The sequence below is a fragment of the Sinorhizobium sp. BG8 genome (assembly GCF_016864555.1).
GTDB lineage: Bacteria > Pseudomonadota > Alphaproteobacteria > Rhizobiales > Rhizobiaceae > BG8.
Genome location: NZ_CP044011.1, coordinates 2,893,596 through 2,913,300, shown reverse-complemented (window position 1 = coordinate 2,913,300; position 19,705 = coordinate 2,893,596). Strand labels below are relative to the sequence as shown.

16 protein-coding genes and 1 pseudogene are annotated in these 19,705 nt (G+C 60.1%); 12 read left to right on the top strand and 5 right to left on the bottom strand.

Features of this window, described 5'->3' with window-relative positions; genetic code table 11:
- The first annotated feature begins 21 nt into the window (after window positions 1-21).
- The 12 genes and pseudogenes from F3Y30_RS13785 (at window position 22) to F3Y30_RS13735 (ending at window position 15,429) form a co-directional block, all read left to right on the top strand.
- On the top strand, window positions 22-1,155 hold the full coding sequence (locus F3Y30_RS13785) for an extracellular solute-binding protein (RefSeq protein WP_203423253.1): 1,134 nt from the start codon (window positions 22-24) through the stop codon (window positions 1,153-1,155).
- 85 nt (window positions 1,156-1,240) lie between these two features.
- Window positions 1,241-1,531 (top strand): annotated as a pseudogene (locus F3Y30_RS26725) (GMC family oxidoreductase N-terminal domain-containing protein); the annotation flags it as partial.
- A 74-nt stretch (window positions 1,532-1,605) separates the two neighbouring features.
- Entirely contained in the window at window positions 1,606-2,907 is a 1,302-nt protein-coding gene (locus F3Y30_RS13780) for a GMC oxidoreductase (RefSeq protein ID WP_348649844.1), read from the top strand.
- Window positions 2,904-3,827, top strand: coding sequence for an ABC transporter permease (locus tag F3Y30_RS13775; protein WP_203423252.1), 924 nt, complete (start codon window positions 2,904-2,906; stop codon window positions 3,825-3,827). Before F3Y30_RS13780 ends, F3Y30_RS13775 begins: the two co-directional genes overlap by 4 nt.
- On the top strand, window positions 3,824-4,615 hold the full coding sequence (locus tag F3Y30_RS13770) for an ABC transporter permease (protein ID WP_203423251.1): 792 nt from the start codon (window positions 3,824-3,826) through the stop codon (window positions 4,613-4,615). The genes F3Y30_RS13775 and F3Y30_RS13770 overlap by 4 nt, the downstream gene beginning before the upstream one ends.
- A gap of 26 nt (window positions 4,616-4,641) precedes the next feature.
- On the top strand, window positions 4,642-5,796 hold the full coding sequence (locus tag F3Y30_RS13765) for an ABC transporter ATP-binding protein (protein WP_203423250.1): 1,155 nt from the start codon (window positions 4,642-4,644) through the stop codon (window positions 5,794-5,796).
- Window positions 5,714-7,204: an aldehyde dehydrogenase family protein gene (locus tag F3Y30_RS13760; RefSeq protein WP_348649870.1), complete on the top strand. Its 1,491-nt coding sequence runs from the start codon at window positions 5,714-5,716 to the stop codon at window positions 7,202-7,204. Before F3Y30_RS13765 ends, F3Y30_RS13760 begins: the two co-directional genes overlap by 83 nt.
- Window positions 7,205-7,303: 99 nt before the next feature.
- Window positions 7,304-8,677 (top strand): amidase, encoded by a 1,374-nt coding sequence (locus tag F3Y30_RS13755; RefSeq protein ID WP_203423248.1) that lies wholly within the window; start codon window positions 7,304-7,306, stop codon window positions 8,675-8,677.
- A 361-nt stretch (window positions 8,678-9,038) separates the two neighbouring features.
- Window positions 9,039-10,244, top strand: a complete 1,206-nt coding sequence (gene gltS / locus F3Y30_RS13750) for a sodium/glutamate symporter (RefSeq protein ID WP_203423247.1) — start codon at window positions 9,039-9,041, stop codon at window positions 10,242-10,244.
- Between the two features lie 414 nt (window positions 10,245-10,658).
- Entirely contained in the window at window positions 10,659-13,109 is a 2,451-nt protein-coding gene (locus F3Y30_RS13745; RefSeq protein ID WP_203423246.1) for a phosphoketolase family protein, read from the top strand.
- A 280-nt stretch (window positions 13,110-13,389) separates the two neighbouring features.
- Complete coding sequence (locus F3Y30_RS13740) at window positions 13,390-14,055, top strand: CBS domain-containing protein (protein WP_203423245.1); 666 nt, start codon at window positions 13,390-13,392, stop codon at window positions 14,053-14,055.
- 252 nt (window positions 14,056-14,307) lie between these two features.
- Entirely contained in the window at window positions 14,308-15,429 is a 1,122-nt protein-coding gene (locus F3Y30_RS13735) for an AI-2E family transporter (protein ID WP_203423244.1), read from the top strand.
- 258 nt (window positions 15,430-15,687) lie between these two features.
- Here F3Y30_RS13735 and F3Y30_RS13730 read toward each other — a convergent pair whose 3' ends face one another.
- Genes F3Y30_RS13730 through F3Y30_RS13710 form a run of 5 tightly spaced genes read right to left on the bottom strand, consistent with a single transcriptional unit; the run spans window position 15,688 to window position 19,676 of the window.
- Window positions 15,688-16,038 carry a DUF4384 domain-containing protein gene (locus F3Y30_RS13730; protein ID WP_246752982.1) on the bottom strand — a complete coding sequence of 117 codons (351 nt, stop codon included), beginning with the start codon at window positions 16,036-16,038 and terminating at the stop codon, window positions 15,688-15,690.
- Window positions 15,942-17,210 (bottom strand): caspase family protein, encoded by a 1,269-nt coding sequence (locus F3Y30_RS13725; protein WP_203423243.1) that lies wholly within the window; start codon window positions 17,208-17,210, stop codon window positions 15,942-15,944. The genes F3Y30_RS13730 and F3Y30_RS13725 overlap by 97 nt, the downstream gene beginning before the upstream one ends.
- Before the next feature lie 14 nt (window positions 17,211-17,224).
- Window positions 17,225-17,980: a hypothetical protein gene (locus tag F3Y30_RS13720; RefSeq protein WP_203423242.1), complete on the bottom strand. Its 756-nt coding sequence runs from the start codon at window positions 17,978-17,980 to the stop codon at window positions 17,225-17,227.
- A 35-nt stretch (window positions 17,981-18,015) separates the two neighbouring features.
- Window positions 18,016-18,780: a caspase family protein gene (locus F3Y30_RS13715; RefSeq protein ID WP_203423241.1), complete on the bottom strand. Its 765-nt coding sequence runs from the start codon at window positions 18,778-18,780 to the stop codon at window positions 18,016-18,018.
- Complete coding sequence (locus tag F3Y30_RS13710; RefSeq protein ID WP_203423240.1) at window positions 18,777-19,676, bottom strand: OmpA family protein; 900 nt, start codon at window positions 19,674-19,676, stop codon at window positions 18,777-18,779. The genes F3Y30_RS13715 and F3Y30_RS13710 overlap by 4 nt, the downstream gene beginning before the upstream one ends.
- Window positions 19,677-19,705: the final 29 nt, after the last annotated feature.

Below are 19,705 nucleotides of genomic sequence, written 5' to 3'. Positions count from 1 at the left end.
GGCGCGTCAAATGGGACGGTCATGAAGGCCGCAAGGGGAACGATGATGAACGATTTTAAAGACATTATTTCGCTCGCGAAAAAGGGTGCCCTCTCTCGCCGCGATTTTGGAAAGCTTTTTGCGGCGGTTGGCGTCGTCATGTCCACGAGCCCTCGTGGCGCGGTTGCAGCGGATCAGCCGCTGTTCTTCACTTGGGCGACCATGGATATGCCGGAGTTCTTCGGACCCTATGTCGCCGCGCACGGCACGCCCCCGAACTTTGCCGTCTTCGGCGATCAGGACGAGGCCCTGCTCAAGGTGAAGAACGGCTTCAAGGCCGATGTCGTCTATCCTCAGTCGTATACGATCAAGCGCTGGTATGACTCTGGTGTCCTGGAGCCTATCGATACAAACCTCATCAGCAATTGGAACGACATCTTCCCCAACTTCCGTGAAATGCCCGGTGTCACCATTGATGGGAACGTAACCTGCGTCCCCGCCGACTGGGGGCTAAGCTCGATAGCCGTACGAACAGACCTGGTTCCCGAGGCGGCTGATCCGGCAAATGACAGCTGGGCATTGCTCTGGGACAGCAACTATTCTGGCAAACTAGCGGCCCTTGACAGCATGGCGGATGCGGTTGGTGCCGCCGCCCTCTACAAGGGCGTGAACGCTTACAATATGTCTGCTGCCGACCTTGAGACCGTGCGTGCGGCACTGGACGAACAGCGCGCGCTCCTTCGCTTCTACTCTAACGACCCGACCACGTTGCAGCAGGCGCTTACGTCGGGAGAAATTGTCGCGGCCAATACGTGGAACGACACTTACGTGGCGCTGAAGGGACAAGGGATCCCAATCCGCTACATGCGCCCCAAGGAAGGCACGATGGCCTGGGTCGGCGTATTGTCGATCGTCAAAGGTACGCCCCATCGCGAACTCGCCCATGAACTGATCGACGCGTACCTCTCGCCGGAAGCGCGTGCATTGGGAATGACGCAGTTCGGATATGGCAGTGCGACAAAGGGTGGATTCGAACAGGTTGACGATGCGACGCTCGCAAATCTCGACATCCCCCGTGATCCAAGCGCCCTGCTCTCATCGACCGTCCTTCAAGGTCCGATGAAAGATCAGGACGACATCCAGAAGATGTTTGAATCCGTCAAGCAGGGAATCTGAGGCTCTGAAAGTGCCCGCCGCTTAAAGCGGGTGCTCTCTGTCTTCGATATTGGCACTCGACCAGGCCAATTCCTCCGGTCAGCAGATGGAATTTCCAGTGAAGGAATACGACTACATAATCGTCGGCGCGGGATCGGCAGGTTGCGTGCTTGCCGCTCGCCTGACCGAAGATCCGGAAACTCGCGTGCTGCTCATCGAGGCGGGTGGCTCGGATCGCGACTGGCGCATAGTGATGCCTGCCGCTCTGGCCTATCCGATGCAGGACCCAAAGCTTAACTGGTCCTATCACACCGTACCCCAGGCCCACCTCAATGGACGCAGCTTGCACTGGCCCCGTGGGCGAGTGCTTGGCGGCTCCAGCTCAATCAATGGCATGGTGTTCATCCGTGGCCATGCGCTGGACTATGAGAGATGGGAAGCCGAGGGAGCCAAGGGTGGAGTTATGCGGACGTGCTGCCGTATTTCCGCAAGCTCGAGAACTTCGTCGCCGGTGAAGACGACTACCGCGGCGGTTCCGGACCGGTGCTCGTCTCCCGGCGGACCTCTACCGACAAGCTTGGTGAGGCCTGGCTCCAAGCGGGTCAGCAGACCGGATACGCCGTATCCAGTGACGTCAACGGCTTCCGCCAGGAGGGATTGTCGCGGCTCGACATGAATGTCGGCAACGGTCGCCGATGGAGCGCGGCGCGCGCCTACCTCCAGCCGATACTCCAACGCCAGAATCTGACTGTGGCCGTCCGCACACTTGTTCATCGAGTCGTGTTCGAGAACCGGCGTGCGAACGGCGTTTCTGTCGAAAACGGAAAACGGCAAGAGACAATTCGAGCAAGTCGCGAAGTGATCCTCTGTGGCGGGGCGATCAATTCCCCGCACCTGCTCCAGCTTTCAGGCATCGGCCCTGCAGACTTGCTTCGACGACACGAGATCGATGTGACCGTCGATGCAGGCGAAGTGGGACGCAACCTTCAGGATCACCTCTGCATTTACGTCAAGCATCGTTGCCTCACAGCAGACTCGCTCGCAACAAAGCTCAGCCCGCTCGGAAAGCTGAAGATCGGCGCACAATGGCTGTTTCTGCGATCCGGCCCGGGCGCCTCGAACCAATTCGAGGTTGGAGGCTTCATCCGCAGCCGTGCAGGCATCGATCATCCCGATATCCAATACCACTTCCTTCCAATCGCCGTCGGTTACGAACACATGGAAGGGCCGGCCAAAATCGGCCCGAGCTACCAGGTCGATGCCGATGCGCTTCGCCCGGAAAGTCGTGGACATCTCTCGATCCGCGGTGCCGATCCGCGCGTACCCCCGTCCATCGATCCCAATTACCTTGCGACGGAAGGAGATCGACAGGTCATGCGTGACGCCTTGCGCCTGACCCGAGAGCTTTTTGCCGCGCCAGCATTCTCGCGCTTTCGCGGCGAAGAGTTCATGCCGGGACGGTCGGTTGAAAGCGATCAGGAAATCGATGGCTATGTCAGGGCGACAGCCGAAAGCGCGTATCACCCGAGTTGCACCTGCCGCATGGGCAGTGATGACAGGGCGGTCGTCGATCCGGACTGCAAGGTAAAGGGTGTCGAGGGCCTCAGAGTCGTCGATGCATCGATCATGCCCTCGATCGTCAGCGGAAATCTCAATGCACCGACCATGATGATAGCTGAGAAGGCGGCGGACCTCATACGCGGACGCGCGCCATTGCCGGCAACATCCGCTCCCTATTTCGTGGCCGAGAACTGGAGGCATGCCCAGCGATGACGATCACAGCCGATCTGCAGTCCCACACCAGTTCCCCAAGTCTCTGGTCCCGTCTGAGCTATGACTCACGCCTGCGAGGCTATCTCCTTGTTCTTCCGACCTTGCTGTTTGTCGGTTTGTCGCTGCTCTACCCGCTGGGGCTGTTGTTCTTCAACAGCTTCTGGCGACAGGAAGGGATGGATGTCGTCCGCGACTTCACATTTGACAACTACCTGACGCTGCTCGGCTCCGCCAACCAGCTGCTGATCCTCGGGAAATCGCTTCTCATCTCGCTCGCCGCGACGGTTTTGGTGGTCGTGTTTTCGTATCCGATTGCCGCGTACATCGCTTTTGGAGTCCAGCGGCACAAGACGCTCTGGCTTCTGGCCGTCACCATCCCGTTCTGGACCAGCTATCTCCTGAGAGTTTTCGCCTGGAAGATCATCCTTGGCTACAACGGTGTGATCAATTCGAGCCTGATCTCCATTGGGATCATAGATAAACCGCTCGAAATCCTGCTCTACAATCCGTTCGCCGTCGTGCTGACACTGGCCCACGCCTGGGCTCCGTTTGCTCTGCTGCCGATCTACATCAGCCTGAGCCGCATCGACAGGAGCCTTATCGAAGCCGCGCGTGATCTGGGAGAGAGCATGTTCCATGTCTTCCGGCGTGTCATCCTGCCCCTTTCGTTGCCGGGCGTAGTCGCTGCAAGCCTGCTGATATTCATTCCGACTGTCGGTGACTATGTCACGCCACAGCTGGTCGGCGGCACGTCGGGGCTCATGGTTGGCAATGTCGTCCAGTCAATGTTCGGGCGCGCAAACAACTGGCCGCTGGGCGCAGCGATATCCGTCACCGCGATGATCGTCGTTACCGCTGCCGCTTGCGTATTCCTGAAGCTGACCAGCCGCTATGGAAACATCAAGGGAGGCAAGGCATGAGAACGGGATTGAAGGCACTTGGCGTATATTCGGCGCTCTACGTTCTGGTTCTCTACGCCCCGATTTTCTTCATTGCGCTCTTCGCGTTCAATGCAGGGACCGCGATCGCGTTTCCGCTGAAAGGCTTTACGCTCCAGTGGTTTTCACAGGTATTCGCCGCACCTGCCCTTCTCGAAGCCTTATGGAACAGCATCAGGGTGGCGGTTACCGCGAGTATCGTGAGCACGATATTAGGCACGCTTGCCGCCAAGGCAGTCAGTCGCCCAAGTCTTCCGGGCAGAACGATCTTCCTGGCGCTCATCGGGCTGCCGCTTCTTGTACCGGGAATCGTCGTCGGCATATCCCTGTTGATCGTTGCCACGGGTTTCGGTCTGGAGCTCTCGCTTTCGACGATCGTTTTTGCGCACATTCTGTTCTGCACGCCGTTCGCGATGATGATCATGCTGCCACGATTTGAAGGCATGGATCCCAGCCTCGAAGAAGCGGCGCGTGACCTGGGCGAAGGTCCTTTAATGACTTTTCGACGGGTGGTTCTGCCGATCGCGGCACCAGGGATCATTTCAAGTCTGCTGTTGACCTTCTCGGTGTCGCTCGATGAGTTTGTTCTCGCCTTCTTTCTTGCCGGGACCGACAGTACCCTCCCGATCTTCATTTGGTCGCAGCTGCGCTTTCCCAACAAGCTTCCAGGAGTGCTGGCACTCAGCACCTTGATCCTCGCGTTTTCGTTCACCCTCGTTCTCATCGCCGAAAAACTGAGGCGCTCCGGCGCTTCGGCCGAGCAGGCGTGATTCCATATTCATTGGAGGACAAATACATGACCCGGCACAGTGTTGAGATAGAGGGAGTTCGTAAGGCATTCGGTGCTCTTACGGTGCTGGAAGATGTCAGCTTCAGCATACGCCAAGGCGAATTCTTCTCGCTGTTGGGCCCCTCAGGTTGCGGCAAGACCACGTTGCTGCGGCTTCTCGGAGGTTTTGAAACCCCCACGGCCGGGCGGCTGTTGATCGACGGCCAGTCTGTGGAAGGGCTGCCGCCCGAGAAGCGCCCGACGAACACCGTTTTCCAGAGCTACGCGCTCTTTCCACATCTGACCATTGCGGAAAACATTGCGTTTGGCCTTCGGTCCTTGAAGCTGACCGGGGCTGACCAGGAAAGGATCGTGAAAGACTCTCTCGACATGATCCAGCTTTCACACCTTGGTGGACGAAAACCGCACCAGCTTTCGGGTGGTCAGCGGCAGCGCGTCGCGCTCGCGCGTGCTTTGGCGAGACGGCCGAAGGTGCTGCTGCTAGACGAGCCGCTTTCCGCTCTCGACAAGCAGTTGCGCGAAGAAATGCAGATGGAACTGCGCCGCATCCAGCGCCAGGTCGGTATTACATTCGTCTTTGTGACGCACGACCAGGAAGAGGCGCTTGCCCTGTCCGACCGCATGGCGGTGATGTCGCGTGGACACGTGCTTCAGATCGATGAACCGAACCGTATCTACGAAGCTCCCGCGAGCCGCGAAGTCGCCGCCTTCATCGGCTCCATGAACTTCTTCGAGGGTGTCGTCGATACCTTGGAAAACTCGGTTGTGCGTGTGCGCACTGCGGGGAAAGGAATATTGACGGCGGGTTTGCCAGGTGGCTCCGCAGGTCGCCTCGCTCCCGGAACGGCCGTGACCGTTGCCGTGCGGCCAGAAAAGCTTGCAATCGGATCGGATGATGCGTCGAGAACCAACTCCATCCCGGGCTCGCTGAGAAGCGCTGCCTATTTTGGAGATCGCAGCCATCTGCACATGCAGGCACAGGATGGGACAACGGTCCTTGTCAGCGCTCCGAACGCCAATCGGGGTCTCGGCAATCCCGCTGCGGGATCATCAATCGTCGCGAGCTTCCGTCCCGAGGATGCCGTGTTGCTCCCTTCAAAGGGCACATGGAATGGGACCAGCGGCAACACACATCTTGAAAGCAACAGACATGCCGCATGAATCATTGTTCTTCATCGATGGCAAATGGCACAAGCCGCAGGGTCCGGGACGCATCGACCTGCTCTCCCCCGCCACTCATGAAACGATCGGAACGGTAGCGGTTGCCACCCCCTCCGAGGTTCACGAGGCGGTTCGCGCGGCGCGGCGAGCGTTCGACGCAGGGACGACTGCCGATCGCGATCAACGGCGACTTTGGCTGACAAATCTACTGGAGGCTTGCAGAGACCGTTCCGAGCAGTTTGCGAGAAGCATCTGCGAGGAGGTCGGAATCCCCATTCAATATTGCCGCGAAGTTCAAATACCGGTCGCCGTAAAACACCTGGAATTGGCGATATCGCTTATGGATCGCTACGAATTCGAAACCACACGGGGTGGGAGCAGCGTCCTGCGTGAACCGATTGGCGTCGTCGGGATGATCACGCCGTGGAACTGGCCTCTGGTGCAGATTGTCTGCAAGGTCGCGCCCGCAATCGCCGCCGGCTGCACGATGGTGCTGAAACCGAGCGAAGTTGCACCTTCCGCCGCTCGTCTATTCGCGGAGGCCGTAGCTGAAGCAGGCTTGCCTGCAGGCGTGTTCAATCTTGTCGAAGGAGACGGCCCGACAACTGGCGAGGCGCTGGTGTCTCATCCAGACGTCGACATGATCTCCTTTACGGGCTCGACGCGCGCGGGCGTCCAGATCGCCAAGCTGGCTGCCAATACCGTCAAACGCGTGACACAGGAGCTGGGAGGCAAATCGCCTTTCATCGTACTTCCCGACGCAGATCTTCGCGCAGCGGTGACCTCGGCCGTTTCCGGTTGCATGGACAATAACGGCCAGACGTGTGACGCGCCAACGCGACTGCTGGTGCCAGAGCATCTGCTTGATGAAGTCGTTTCGATTGCAGCAGAAGCTGTTGAAACATATGAGGTTGGTCTCCCGCAGACCTCCGAAACGAGGGTCGGACCGCTGGTCAGCATCACGCAATTCCAGAAGGTGCAGGACCTAATAAACTCGGGCATACAGCAAGGTGCAAGGGTCGTCGCCGGGGGTACTGGCCGGCCGGAGACGCTGGAGTTCGGCAACTTCGTCAAACCGACCGTGTTCTCTGACGTGACGCCCGACATGCGCATCTGGCGGGAAGAGATTTTCGGCCCCGTCCTGTCCATCCTGCCATACCAGGATGAAAACGAAGCAATTCATCTCGCCAATGACACCGAGTATGGACTCGCGGCCTATGTGCACTCCGCCAATGCGCAGTCAGCGGACCGTGTTGCAAGACGCCTGCGTACAGGCAGTGTCTACATCAATAGCCCGGACTACGACTTTGAGGTTCCATTCGGCGGCTACAAGCAATCCGGAAATGGCCGCGAGTACGGAGCCTATGGCATTGACGAGTTCATGGAACTCAAATCGATCGTGACCTAGTCGGCATGTCGAAAAAATCCCAAGCGACATTCGATTCAGAGGGCTCGGATGACACCAGGTGAGTATCTTAGCCATGACGCCGTCGGCCTTGCACAGGCCGTGGCATCCGGCGACGTGACGGCTGTCGAACTCGCGACTGTAGCCATCGGCATGATCGAAGCACTCAATCCTTCGATCAACGCTGTCATCTGCAAGGACTACGAGCGGGCACTGAAGTGCGCCGCTCAGCCATCGACTGGTCCGTTGGCGGGCGTACCCTTTCTGCTCAAGGACGTCTACCTCTATACAGACGGGATGCCGACCACGTGGGGCAGCAAGTTTTTCCAGGGTACCCGGCCGCGTGCTGACAGCACGATGGTAAGCCAATGGCGTGCGGCCGGACTGACCATTCTGGGCAAGACCAATGCACCTGAATTTGCATCCGAGTTTGTGACGGACCCTGCCGCCTATGGAAGGACGATCAATCCCTGGGACGCGAACGTGACTGTCGGGGGGAGCAGCGGCGGAGCCGCGGCAGCAGTTTCCTCGGGAATGGTTCCGTTGGCGCATGCGACTGATTTAGGCGGGTCGATCCGCGTTCCCGCTGCCTGCTGTGGTTTGTATGGCTTCAAGCCGACAGCAGGTCTCAACTCCAGTGGTCCCTATTTCAAAGAGATTGCACATGGCTTGAACTCCGACCATGTGGTTACTCGAAGCGTGCGCGACAGCGCGGCGTCTTTGGACATAACCGCAGGGTCAGGACGCGGAAACTACCTTGCCGGCCACCTCGCCCAGCCTCGAAAGCTGAAGATTGCCGCGACAGTTCATGGCGCGGATGGGCTCGTCGCCGACCATCTTCAGGTGCGGGCCGTGGAGGATGTGGTCGCCCGGCTCCGGGAACATGGCCACGATGTGCATCTCTTTGAAAACTCCCCGTTTATTGCGGTCGGCGACTGGTTTGATCTGCTTTGGATTGACGATATCCCACGCCTCCTGGCGGACGAGGCCGGTTATCGTTGCCGGGAGCCGATGCCCGGCGAATTGGAGCCGTTCACGCTGGTAGCGCTCGATTTGCTAAGCGCTGCGGGGCCAGCCGGGGTCGAGCGGGCCATCAGAATGATGGCGGAGGCTGCCCGATCACACCTCCAACTCTTCGAGACCTACGATGTTCTCCTTACTCCGAGCCTCGCTTGCGATCCCGCACCGGTTGGTACGTTGGGTTTCAACGATCTCGGCACGATGGCCAATTGGGCGGCGGCAGGCTACGGCTTCGCGCCATTCTCCATTCATGCGAACATTGCGGGACAGCCGGCCGCCTCACTCCCATTGCCGCTCCCGGAATCCGACATACCGATCGGTGTGCAGTTGATGGCGGCCCCGCATCGCGATCTCCTCGTGTTGCAGTTATCTCGACAATTGGAAGAATCCGTCCAATGGGAAAGCAGCTATCGCCGAATGTGGAACAAGAGCGTCCGTGAGATGGCACCATCGTAGCGGCTTTCTGACACCAGGTCTGCATGATGACAGAGACCGGCTTCGTACCGAACTGAAGCTGTCAGATTACATTTACGAGGTCAGAAAGCCGCTGGGCTCTATCCGACCAGTCGAACATCCGCGCCCGACATCAATCCAGCTGCAACCGTACCCTTGAGTGCGACAGCTCATGCGTAATTCAGCGTTACCAGTCGGGGAACGGAAAGCCCAGGCGACGACGAAGACCAGATCAGTCACTACAACCGCAATCCCCACGCACCACAGCCGCAGGCTGGACCGATTGCCCGCATCGTAGTAACCCTAGGGTTGCGAGAGGCACCACGAGAGGGCGTGGCGCTGACCAAAAGGGAGCGACCGACGCATGACGACGATCGAGACGCCGGGCTTTCTGACTTTCACAATCGCCATCGTAGTGTTCTTCGTTGGATCCGGGCTCAACAGGATCGTCGGTCCGTTCAGGCACTGGAACATCCCCGAAGCGGTGACGGGCGGCCTGCTTGCCGCGCTTGTCACGCTCGTCGCCTACCGTTTCTTCGGTACCGAAATCGTGTTCGATCTCGATGCGCGCGACCTGCTGCTCCTCTATTTCTTCACCGGCATCGGGCTGAATGCGCGTCTGGCCGACCTCTTGGCCGGCGGCAAGCCACTCGTGATCCTCCTCATCCTCACGATATCGTTCCTCATCCTGCAAAACATCATCGCGACCGGTAGTTCGGCGCTCCTCGACCTGCCAGAGGGCATTGCCCCTCTCCTCGGTTCAGTTTCGCTGATCGGTGGCCATGGCACCACGATCGCGTGGGCGCCATTGATCGCCGGCCGCTTCGGCCTCGGCAACGCCCTTGAGATCGGCATCGCCTCGGCTACGCTCGGCCTCGTCGTCGCCAGTCTTGTGGGCGGCCCGGTCGCGCGCGTTCTCATCAATCGCTATCACCTGCGAGGCCAGGAGACAGAGGCGCCGAGCATCGGCCTTCCGGATCAGCCCGCGACCGAGCGAGTGAACGACATCAACCACATCAACCTGCTGCGGACGGCGCTCATCCTCAATGTCGCCATCCTGATCGGCTTCGCGCTGGATGAAATCATCGCCGAAACCGGCATCAAGTTGCCGCTCTTCGTCGTCTGCCTGCTGGTTGCGATCGTCATGACAAACACGATTCCGCGTTTCTTTCCGCACATGTTCTGGCCGACCCGCTCGCGTCCCCTCGCCCTCATCTCGGATCTCTCGCTCAATATCTTCCTCGCCATGTCCCTCATGAGCATGCAGCTCTGGACGCTTGGCGGCCTTGGGCCGGCGCTCGTCATCGTGCTGGGGCTCCAGACGATTGCGGCCGTTCTCTACATGATCTTCGTCGTCTTTCCGGCCATGGGCCGCGACTACCAGGCTGCGGTCATTTCAGCCGGCTTCAGCGGTATCAGCCTCGGTGCGACGCCAACGGCTATCGCCAACATGACGGCCGTCACCAAGGTCCATGGAGCGGCGCCAACGGCCTTCATCATCCTGCCGCTCGTCTCGGCATTCTTCATCGATATCGCCAATGCTTTCGTGATCGGGTTCATGGTCCGCTGACGCATGCCTGCCGGAAGCGCTCGCCGGTTTCGGGACAGAGACAAGTGCCAGAACAAGAAGAGAAAGCGTGCGACAGAGAAGCCGAAGTATCACGATCCGCTTCAGGCGGTTGCGCCGATCGGTCAGTGTAGCATTACGGAGAAACACACAGGCGATGCAACTAACCGCCATTTGACTGAGGCGAACGCTTCATTCCTGTTACAATCGGCGCACGAAATCCGGGTCTCCACATTGCCTTCCACAAGGGGCGATTTCTCTATGCCCGAGGCGCTTTTTTGTGCAAGATTGTCTCCGCACCGCCGATCGACAAGGGACACAAAGAGATCCCGCCGCGGTGCCCTTGCAATTTCAGAACGTCCATAGAAGCCGCAATATTTCGCCCTTTTGAGATTCGATTTCGACCGGGAGGTTTCGATGTCTTCACTTGAGACGGTAGAAGTAAAACAGTCTTCCGCAACCGACGCCCCGCTCTCGACGGATGAACTGCATCTGATCGACGCCTATTGGCGGGCTTCGAACTATCTCTCCGTCGGCCAGATTTACCTGCTCGACAATCCGCTCCTCAGAGAGCCGCTGAAGAGGGAGCACATCAAACCACGATTGCTGGGCCACTGGGGAACGTCGCCCGGTCTGAACATGCTCTACGTCCACCTCAACCGCGTGATCAAACGCGATGATCTCGAGATGATCTACGTGATAGGGCCGGGCCATGGCGGACCGTCGCTGGTCGCCCACGCCTATCTCGAAGGGACGTACAGCGAGTTCTATCCGAGCATCAGCTGTGACACCGAGGGTATGCAGCGGCTTTTCAAGCAGTTCAGCTTCCCGGGCGGAATTCCCAGCCACGTCGCTCCTGAGACACCCGGAAGCATCCATGAAGGCGGCGAGCTCGGCTATGCGTTGAGCCATGCCTATGGCGCGGCCTTCGACAATCCCAACCTCATCGTCGCCTGCGTCGTGGGCGACGGCGAGGCCGAAACCGGGCCGCTGGCGACCGGCTGGCAGGGCAACAAATTCCTCAATCCGGCCCGCGACGGATGCGTTCTGCCGATCCTGCACCTCAACGGATACAAGATCGCCAATCCATGCTTCCTTGCCCGCATTCCCGAGGACGAACTCCGGAAATTCTTTGAGGGTATGGGCTACAAGCCCTACTTCGTCGAAGGCCACGACCCGCAGGACGTGCATCAGCAACTGGCGGGTACGCTGGACACCATCGTTGCCGAAATCAGGAGTATCTGGGACGACGCCCGCACCAACGGCAACCTGAAGCGTCCGGCGTGGCCGATGATCGTCTTTCGCACACCGAAGGGCTGGACATGCCCCGAGGAAATCGACGGCAAGAAGTGCGAGGACTATTGGCGATCGCACCAGGTGCCGATGGGCGAGATGGACAAGCCGGAACATATCCGCATTCTCGAACAGTGGATGAAGAGCTATCGGCCGGACGAGCTTTTCGACGACGAGGGTCGGCTACGTCCCGAACTTTTCTCGCTCGCTCCCACCGGCCACCGCCGCATGAGCGACAATCCGCACGCCAACGGTGGGCTGTTGCTGCGTGATCTCAAGCTTCCCGACTTCCGGGACTATGCCGTCGATGTTCCAAGCCCTGGCGCAACGACAGCTGAATCGGCGCGCGTGATGGGCACGTTCCTCCGGGACGTGATGAAGTTGAACATGGAGAGCAAGAACTTCCGCCTGTTCAGCCCGGACGAGAACAACTCCAACCGCTGGCAAGACGTGCTCGAGGTCACCAACCGCTGCTACATGGCGGAAATCTATCCGGAGGACGATCACCTCTCTCCGGACGGCCGGATCATGGAGGTGCTCAGCGAACACCAGTGCCAGGGATGGCTTGAAGGCTATCTCCTCACCGGCCGCCACGGCTTCTTTTCCTGCTACGAAGCCTTCATCCACATCATCGATTCCATGTTCAACCAGCATGCCAAATGGCTGAAGGTGTGCAACGAGATCCCCTGGCGCAGGTCGATCGCCTCGCTGAACTATTTCCTGAGCTCGCATGTCTGGCGGCAGGACCACAACGGCTTCAGCCATCAGGATCCGGGATTCATCGACCACGTCGTCAACAAGAAGGCAGAGGTGGTGCGGGTCTACCTGCCGCCGGATGCCAACACGCTCCTGTCGGTGACCGATCACTGCCTGCGCAGCCGCAACTACGTCAACGTGGTCGTTGCCGGCAAGCAGCCGGCGCCGCAGTGGCTGACGATGGCGGAGGCAGTTCGCCATTGCGCCATGGGCGTCGGCATCTGGGAATGGGCGAGCAGCGACCGGGGCAGCGAGCCCGATGTCGTGATGGCCTGCTGCGGGGACGTACCGACGCTTGAAACGCTTGCGGCGGTCGAACTGCTCCGCGAGCACCTCCCGGAGATCAAGGTTCGGGTGGTCAACGTCGTGAACCTCATGAAGCTGCAGCCGGCGGAAGAGCATCCGCACGGACTTTCGGACCGGGATTTCGATGGGCTGTTCACACGGGACAAACCGATCATCTTTGCCTTCCACGGCTATCCCTGGCTGATCCACCGCCTCACCTACAGACGGAAAAACCACGGCAACCTTCACGTCCGCGGATACAAGGAGGAAGGTACGACCACCACGCCGTTCGACATGGTCGTCCTCAACCAGCTGGATCGCTTCCACCTCGTCGGGGACGTCATCGACAGGCTGCCGCAACTCGGCGCCCGCGCCGCCTACTTCAAGCAGGCGATCCAGGCGAAACTGATCGAGCATCGGGAGTACATCGAGGAACACGGCGACGACATGCCGGCCATCAGCGGCTGGAAATGGGGTGCGAAAAGCGGCGGATCCGCGAAATCGAAAACCTCCACGGAAGGAGACAACATCTAGACAACGAGCCAGCGCGGCAACTGTCACGGGCGCCTGCTCGATCGCGCTCGCGCGGGTAAGGGGAACGCGGCAGATGACATCGACCGGGCAGGATTTTGGGCTGATGCAGTTCACCGCGCCCTTGTACTTGCCTGCATTGTGGCAATGCGGAGGATTTGTCCTCGACAAATCCCGGAACCACCAACCTCCGCACTCTTCAAATTCGATTGTCGAGGAAATGCATGAGGTCTAGGCTCGATACCCAAACGATCGTGCGGCCATCCAGCTGGAGTGAACCGGAATGCTTGTCACAGACGTCATGACGACCCACGTCATCAAGGTCTCGCCCGAAAACAGCGTCAGACGGGCGGCAGAGACAATGCTCGCCCACCACGTCAGCGGATTGCCGGTCGTCGACGACGACAATCGCCTGGTCGGCATGATCAGCGAAGGTGACCTCATACGCCGAACCGAGATGGGAGCCGGAGTAGGCTTTCCTACGGACGGTGTCCTATCGGCCGACGAGAAAGCCCAGGCATATGTCAGGCATACCTCGTGGAAGGTGGGCGATGCGATGAGCCGCGATCCGATCACAGTCGACGAGTTCGCCTCGGTGTTGGAGGTCGCCAAGCTGATGGCAAAACATTCCATCAAGCGCATTCCGATCCTTCGAGCGGGCGAAATCGTTGGGATCGTCAGTCGCGCGGACCTCCTCCAGCTCATCGTCAATGCCGCGCACGACGGCACGGCGCCGGGTGACGAGGCAATCAGGCGCAGCGTGATTGTGCGGCTCGGCGAAATTACGGGCCTGGAGGGTCAAGTACCCGATGTGAGTGTTAGCGACGGTGTGGTGCATCTGTCAGGCGATCTCGCGTCGGAAGCGTGCAGGCGGGCCGTTCGCGTCGCGGCCGAAGGTGTCCGGGGCGTGAGAGGCGTGGCCGAGCACTATTCCCAAGGTCCCTCCTGAAGGGCTCTGCGAGATGTCGCATCGAGCCACCACGCACCCGGGCGAGGATCCGTGCGACCGAGAATATCCAGTCCGTCTCTGAAGGCACGATGTCCTCGGCGACCGCAGTCCATTTGTTTTATTAGATATCGCTGCCATAATAGCCAGCCGAGCACTTCGCACGCATCAGAATGTGCGTGAAGTACAGACTCCAACCCCATGGAATAACAGGCAATCCGTTCCTTCATGTAGTGCTGATCGGGAGATGACTGCATGGACAAGAGCCAGGATCCGGACCAAGCCATTGTGCCCAGCCGCACGCCTGGCCCGTCCTCGATCGAGTCGAGGGTCACAGATTTCGCCAGGCTCGGAGTCCTGGCGTTGTTTGCCTATTTGTCTCTGAAGCTCGTTACTCCATTCGCCCTCATCGCCGTCTGGGCCAGCATCCTCACCGTCGCGCTCTATCCGCTCTACCGGTTTCTTCGCATGCTCCTCGGCGGACGCCCCCGGCTGGCTGCAGCCACCATCACGCTTCTCGCCTTAGTTGTCATCGCGGGCCCACTCGCTGCGATCGTGGTCGATTTTGCCGAAGCGGCCCAGGCCATCTTTGCCAAGCTCGAAGGCGGAAAGCTCGTGGTTCCTCCACCTTCCGAAAACGTCCGGAACTGGCCGCTGGTCGGTGACTGGGTCTATGGCACGTGGGCGCAAGCCTCCGTCAACATCGACGCCTCGCTCAAGCGGTTCGCGCCGTACCTGCTCAAGGCAAGCGGCGTCGTAGTCGAAAAGATCGCGGGCTTCGGCGTGGACATGCTCGGCTTTATCGCGGCTGTAATCGCCTCGGGATTTCTGTTCGTTCCCGGTCCGCGGCTCGGCGAAGGAGCCGCGGCAATCGCCCGACGGCTTGCCGGCGATCGCGGTGCGGGCTTCGTCAACCTCGCTGCATCGACAATCCGCAACGTCGCGCGCGGCGTGATCGGTGTCGCGGCAGTACAGGCGATGCTATCCGCGGTCGTGCTGGCAATCTTCGATGTTCCGGCACCGGGTGTTCTCGCCTTTGTGATCCTGATCCTCTGCATCGTCCAGATCGGGCCTGCCCTCGTCCTGCTACCTGTCGCCATCTGGGCGTGGATGACGATGGATACCGCGTCTGCCGTCGTATTCTCGGCGCTCCTGGTCCCCATCATCCTGATCGACAACATCGCCAAGCCCATCCTTGTTGCCCGCGGGCTTTCGACACCAATTCTCGTCATCCTCGCGGGCGTGATCGGTGGCACGCTATCCTATGGCTTGATCGGACTGTTCCTCGGACCGGTCGTCCTCAGCGTCTTCTACGACCTTGTCCTCACCTGGTTGAGGGACGTCCCGCCGCGTAATGGCGCGCCTCCTACGCCCTAGCGATCGGCACCGCCCGGGACATATTCCCGTTCACGGAACCTCGTGTCGTCTGGGCCGTTCAAGTGGCAAAGCGAGGTCGTCCCATGCGTTTGCCCTTCATGATGACGGGAGTCATCGCCTTCGTGATAGTGTGCATTCTTAGTATCACGGCGGTACAACAGTTCAGCGGAGACGGTGACCGGCCACCAGCTGCCGACAGCCTGTTGTCGACACCCCAGACGATTTCCAGCCCCGAATTAATAAAGCCTCTTATCGTATTCAATAAATTGAATATCTGAGAGTACCAAGTGACCAGATGACACCTCTGTTCTCGACGTCACCGGTCCAGGTCTTGCGAAGCGCACCGACGACACCTGCTATTGTCAATCGGGCGTCGAGTTCAGACGCCAGTCCCTGTGAAGCGGGAGCGACTTCCGAAAGCTCGACCGCGTCGCGGACCACGATTGCCACCAGAAGGTTCTCACCCGCCTCGCCGGCTTCGAAATCAAACCCGTAGTATTCATCCGGAATGGTCAGCGGCATCCCGGCGGCCAGGGGTGTAATCTTCCTCGCCGCTTCGTTGGGAAAGATCTGCGTTGCCTTTCCGCTCTTGTCGACGTCGTAGAGGATGAGGTCACCGCCGTGATCGCTCGCCACAGTGATCTTGAAGACGTCCCCTGCTTGAGCTGTACGCCCGGATCGAGGGAGAGGTGGACGTCTCCCGTGTCCTCGCGCCCGAGGATGTCCTCGAGCGCCTCTATGGAACTTTGCGCGCCGTGGCCGGTCGAAGGCTTACCCAGCAAACCGACAGCTTGCGTGTTTTCCTTAGAGACATAAGTGCTGCCGTTTTGCCCGGCTGTCGCTGAAGCCTGAGTGATCACACTCGCCCCAAGGGTGAGATCTGCGACGTCAAGCTGGGGATCGAGTGCGTGGCACCCCTCTTTCGCTGCGCAGTAGGCCTGCGACTGCGCCTTGACGAACTCGAACAGTTCGGAGAGCGATATGGTGCCGTTGCCGTTCCCGTCGGCCAGTTCGTGGCCAGCCACATAGGCCTCGGTGAAGACGCCGTGACGTTCGTTGGCCGGTTGTCGATCGTCCTCCCAGGCAATCTGGTAGGATGAGGCGGCACTCCAGGCTTCGAGCCCACCCTGCTTGTTTTCCTTAGCCTCTCCGACGACCGCAAGATCGATCCTCAGGCCACGCGTCTTCACGGCTTCCACGGGCTTCGGATGCAGGCGCGGCAGAAACCGTGCGCCCTCGATAGCCTCACCCATCTCGCCAGAGACAGATCGCGCGATTGTTCCTGAATGACAGGCATCGATGACCAACGATACGGCGCGATCCTTCAGTTGGGCCAAGGCCGTGTCGATCTCGTCATCGCTGATGGCGTTTCCCCAGTCGGTGTCGCCGACTTGAATGTCGTAGGGGGCAAGTGCTTCATCCAACCCGTCCTCCTCGTCGCCGTCGGCATCTGCCACCTGCAGGCCGTAACCGGAGAAATAAAGGTATGCCCGATCTCCGGGCTTGGTCCCGGCCACCAGCCAGTCCTCGATGCTCGAAACGATGGCCGCACGCGTCGCGGCCTGGTCGAGGAGAACGCGGATCGATCCATCCGCGTATCCGAGCTTGCTGGTAAGCAGGGTCTTTACCGCCGCAACGTCGTTCTGCGGCCCGTGAAGCGTCATTTTCTCCGGCAGGTTGATGTACGTTCCTATGCCGATCAGAAGAGCTCGATCCTCCGCAGCAGCGGACCGCGGCCCGCCGAAGATGGCGACCGCCAGCACAACGGCCATTATTGCCATTAGCCGAGCCACCATCATCGCCGCTCCCGTGTATAGAGGGGCTGGATGGCGACGCTTGCCTCCTTGCCGTCGAGGCGGGTCAGCAGCGCTTGGAGGAGCGTGTCCGGTGTGGCGTCGTTGCCGGCGAGGACAGCGGCAATGGCGTCGATCGGTTCATTTGTCGCGATCGCCACCAGGTGATCCGCACCGAAAGGTTTGACGATCTCCATATCGGACAGCTTGAATGCCTGGCTTCCCGTCCCCGCCACCTGCACGTCAAGTGCCTGGACCTCGCCCGTGTTGGCGAGGTTGAATACCAGCATGTTTGCGTAGCCGGTCTCAGGCGCATCGAAACGCAACCGCTCTCCTGCCGCATAAATGTCTCTGACCGGGTCCAGCGTCACCGTCCCGGGGTTCTGGCGGGCCATCGCCTTCAGGAAGTCGAGCAGCACGAACTTGTCCACCACCGGCTGGATGCGGTCCTCGCCAATGTTTTCCGCCGCGACTTCGCCGTTTGGCGTGAGGATCGTACCCGTCACGGCATCCCAGCGGTATGGCCTGCCGCTTCCGCCAGTCCTCGCCGGCGTGACGGAGGATCCGACAACCTCGAGCGGAATCCTGCCCGTCCATCCGAGGTCTCGCACGGATCTTGCCACGCGCCTGTGGATTGCCTGTGAACTTTCGCCATTTGCAGGGACGCCGCGGGAAAGGCTCACGACAACCTCCCCCGCAGAACGCGCAGCCTGTGGCGTGAAGTTCGGCACCTGCAGCGCCTCCGAGCGGTTCTTCACATTGCTGAAGACATAATCCTCAAGCTCGATGCGCGTTATCTGGCCGTCGCCGTTGCGGTCCGCCCCCCCTCGATGGCGCGGGCAAAACTCCAGCTCAGTGCCCCGCGCGGTTCTCCGTCGATGATGACCTCCGGCGTCGGCTGGCTCTCCAGCGATGCGGCAAGCACAGTCACCTGCTTGAACCCGATATCCTTCAGGCTTGCTCCCGCCACAGCCTCCTGCGAGGGGGCCTGAAGCTTTACCTTCACTGCCGGTGCGAGGCGGGTCTTGCCCGATATCGAGCGGCTCATCCCTCCCGAAAAACAGCTGTCGGAAACGAAAAGCACGTGGACGCCCTTGCCTTCGGCTTCGGCGAACCAGCTGTTCAGCTCGTTGTCGACGATGATTTCCTTGAATGTCTGTCCGGGATGAACTTGATCGAAGCCCGGCAATTGCAGGAATTCATCCAGACCGTCCTCCTCCTCGCCGGCCACGAGTTCCGGCATCTGCGCGCCATGGCCCGCATAGGTGAAGATGATGGTGTCCCCCGGCGTGGCTTTCGCTACGACCTCAGCCCAGGCCTGTCGGATATCGTCCTTCCGGGCTTCGCCATTGGTGAACTTCACGGCATTTGTGAACCCGGCCTGCCGTATGGCCCTGTAGACATCCTCGGCATCCTTGACTGCGCCGTCCAGACTGCCGCCGAAAGGATACTGGTCGATGCCGACGACGATGGCCCAGGTCTCCGCTGCAAGACCCGCCGATGGCAGCGAGCATGCCGATAGGAGCGCGGCTGCCAGAAATCGCCCTATCCCGATCATTTGTGCACGTCCACTTCCACGCGCCTGTTCAGCTGGTTGAGCATTTCCTCGTCGTAGGCGCTGGGGTCGTCCGGCTGGAAGGGTTCCTCCTCTCCCCGCCCCTCGATGGCAATTGCCCCCGAGAAGCCGTGCGCGGCCAGATAGGCCGCAAGCGTCTCTGCACGCGCCACGGACAATGAGAGATTCTCCTTGTTTGTACCGATGGGGTCGGTGTGGCCGACCAGCGTGATGGCAGCCGGTCTCACCGCCTTCAGGCAATCGGCGAGATCCTTCGCAGCCTGCGCTCCCTCCGGCGTGAACTCGGCAGTGCCAAAGACGTAGCGAACCGGCGTCGATTTCTTCGTGATCTTGATGCCGCGGAAGGAGACTTTGCAGCCGCCGCGCATCGCGAGCTTGACCGGACCCGGTGCGGCGAGCCTCATCTCGTTCGCAAGCCTGTCCATCCGCCGGATGTAGGCCTCATCGGGCGCCATCCATTGCGGCGTGAGCGTCTCGTTCGCACTGTCTTCCAGTGCTAGCTGGTAGTATCGGGCAGCAGCCCCATAGTCCCTGCGCTCCCGTGCGATATCGCCCAGCGCATCGAAGACCTGCCAAGGCCCCCCATATTCCCTCTGAAGTTCGTCGAGCGTCCGTTCCTGGCCGGCAAGATTGCCGTTCGCCTGTACGTCGGTGGTGATCCGGTTGAAAGCGGTGAGCGAAGCGACACGGCCTATCAGCGTCTTCTCGTCCGCCGTGCAACTGTCAACCTCGGAGCTTCCGGCGATGGAGCGCGCCGCGGTTTCGTTGCCGTTGTTGAACGCCTCGACGATGCCGTTCACAGCGCTGCAGGCAGCCGACGCCGGAAACGCAGCGGACAGGGTCACCACAATGGTCGCCAGGATAGATTTCAGGTTCATGACCATTCCCGTTTTACCAGTGCCTACTG

Excerpts from the sequence above, each read along its gene's own strand:
- F3Y30_RS13710 (WP_203423240.1), bottom strand. The coding sequence starts at position 19,676 with ATGAACCTGAAATCTATCCTGGCGACCATTGTGGTGACCCTGTCCGCT.
- F3Y30_RS13745 (WP_203423246.1), top strand. The coding sequence starts at position 10,659 with ATGTCTTCACTTGAGACGGTAGAAGTAAAACAGTCTTCCGCAACCGAC.
- F3Y30_RS13760 (WP_348649870.1), top strand. The coding sequence starts at position 5,714 with ATGCCGTGTTGCTCCCTTCAAAGGGCACATGGAATGGGACCAGCGGCA.
- gltS (WP_203423247.1), top strand. The coding sequence starts at position 9,039 with ATGACGACGATCGAGACGCCGGGCTTTCTGACTTTCACAATCGCCATC.
- F3Y30_RS13765 (WP_203423250.1), top strand. The coding sequence starts at position 4,642 with ATGACCCGGCACAGTGTTGAGATAGAGGGAGTTCGTAAGGCATTCGGT.
- F3Y30_RS13785 (WP_203423253.1), top strand. The coding sequence starts at position 22 with ATGAAGGCCGCAAGGGGAACGATGATGAACGATTTTAAAGACATTATT.
- F3Y30_RS13735 (WP_203423244.1), top strand. The coding sequence starts at position 14,308 with ATGGACAAGAGCCAGGATCCGGACCAAGCCATTGTGCCCAGCCGCACG.
- F3Y30_RS13725 (WP_203423243.1), bottom strand. The coding sequence starts at position 17,210 with ATGGCAATAATGGCCGTTGTGCTGGCGGTCGCCATCTTCGGCGGGCCG.
- F3Y30_RS13775 (WP_203423252.1), top strand. The coding sequence starts at position 2,904 with ATGACGATCACAGCCGATCTGCAGTCCCACACCAGTTCCCCAAGTCTC.
- F3Y30_RS13715 (WP_203423241.1), bottom strand. The coding sequence starts at position 18,780 with ATGATCGGGATAGGGCGATTTCTGGCAGCCGCGCTCCTATCGGCATGC.
- F3Y30_RS13740 (WP_203423245.1), top strand. The coding sequence starts at position 13,390 with ATGCTTGTCACAGACGTCATGACGACCCACGTCATCAAGGTCTCGCCC.
- F3Y30_RS13770 (WP_203423251.1), top strand. The coding sequence starts at position 3,824 with ATGAGAACGGGATTGAAGGCACTTGGCGTATATTCGGCGCTCTACGTT.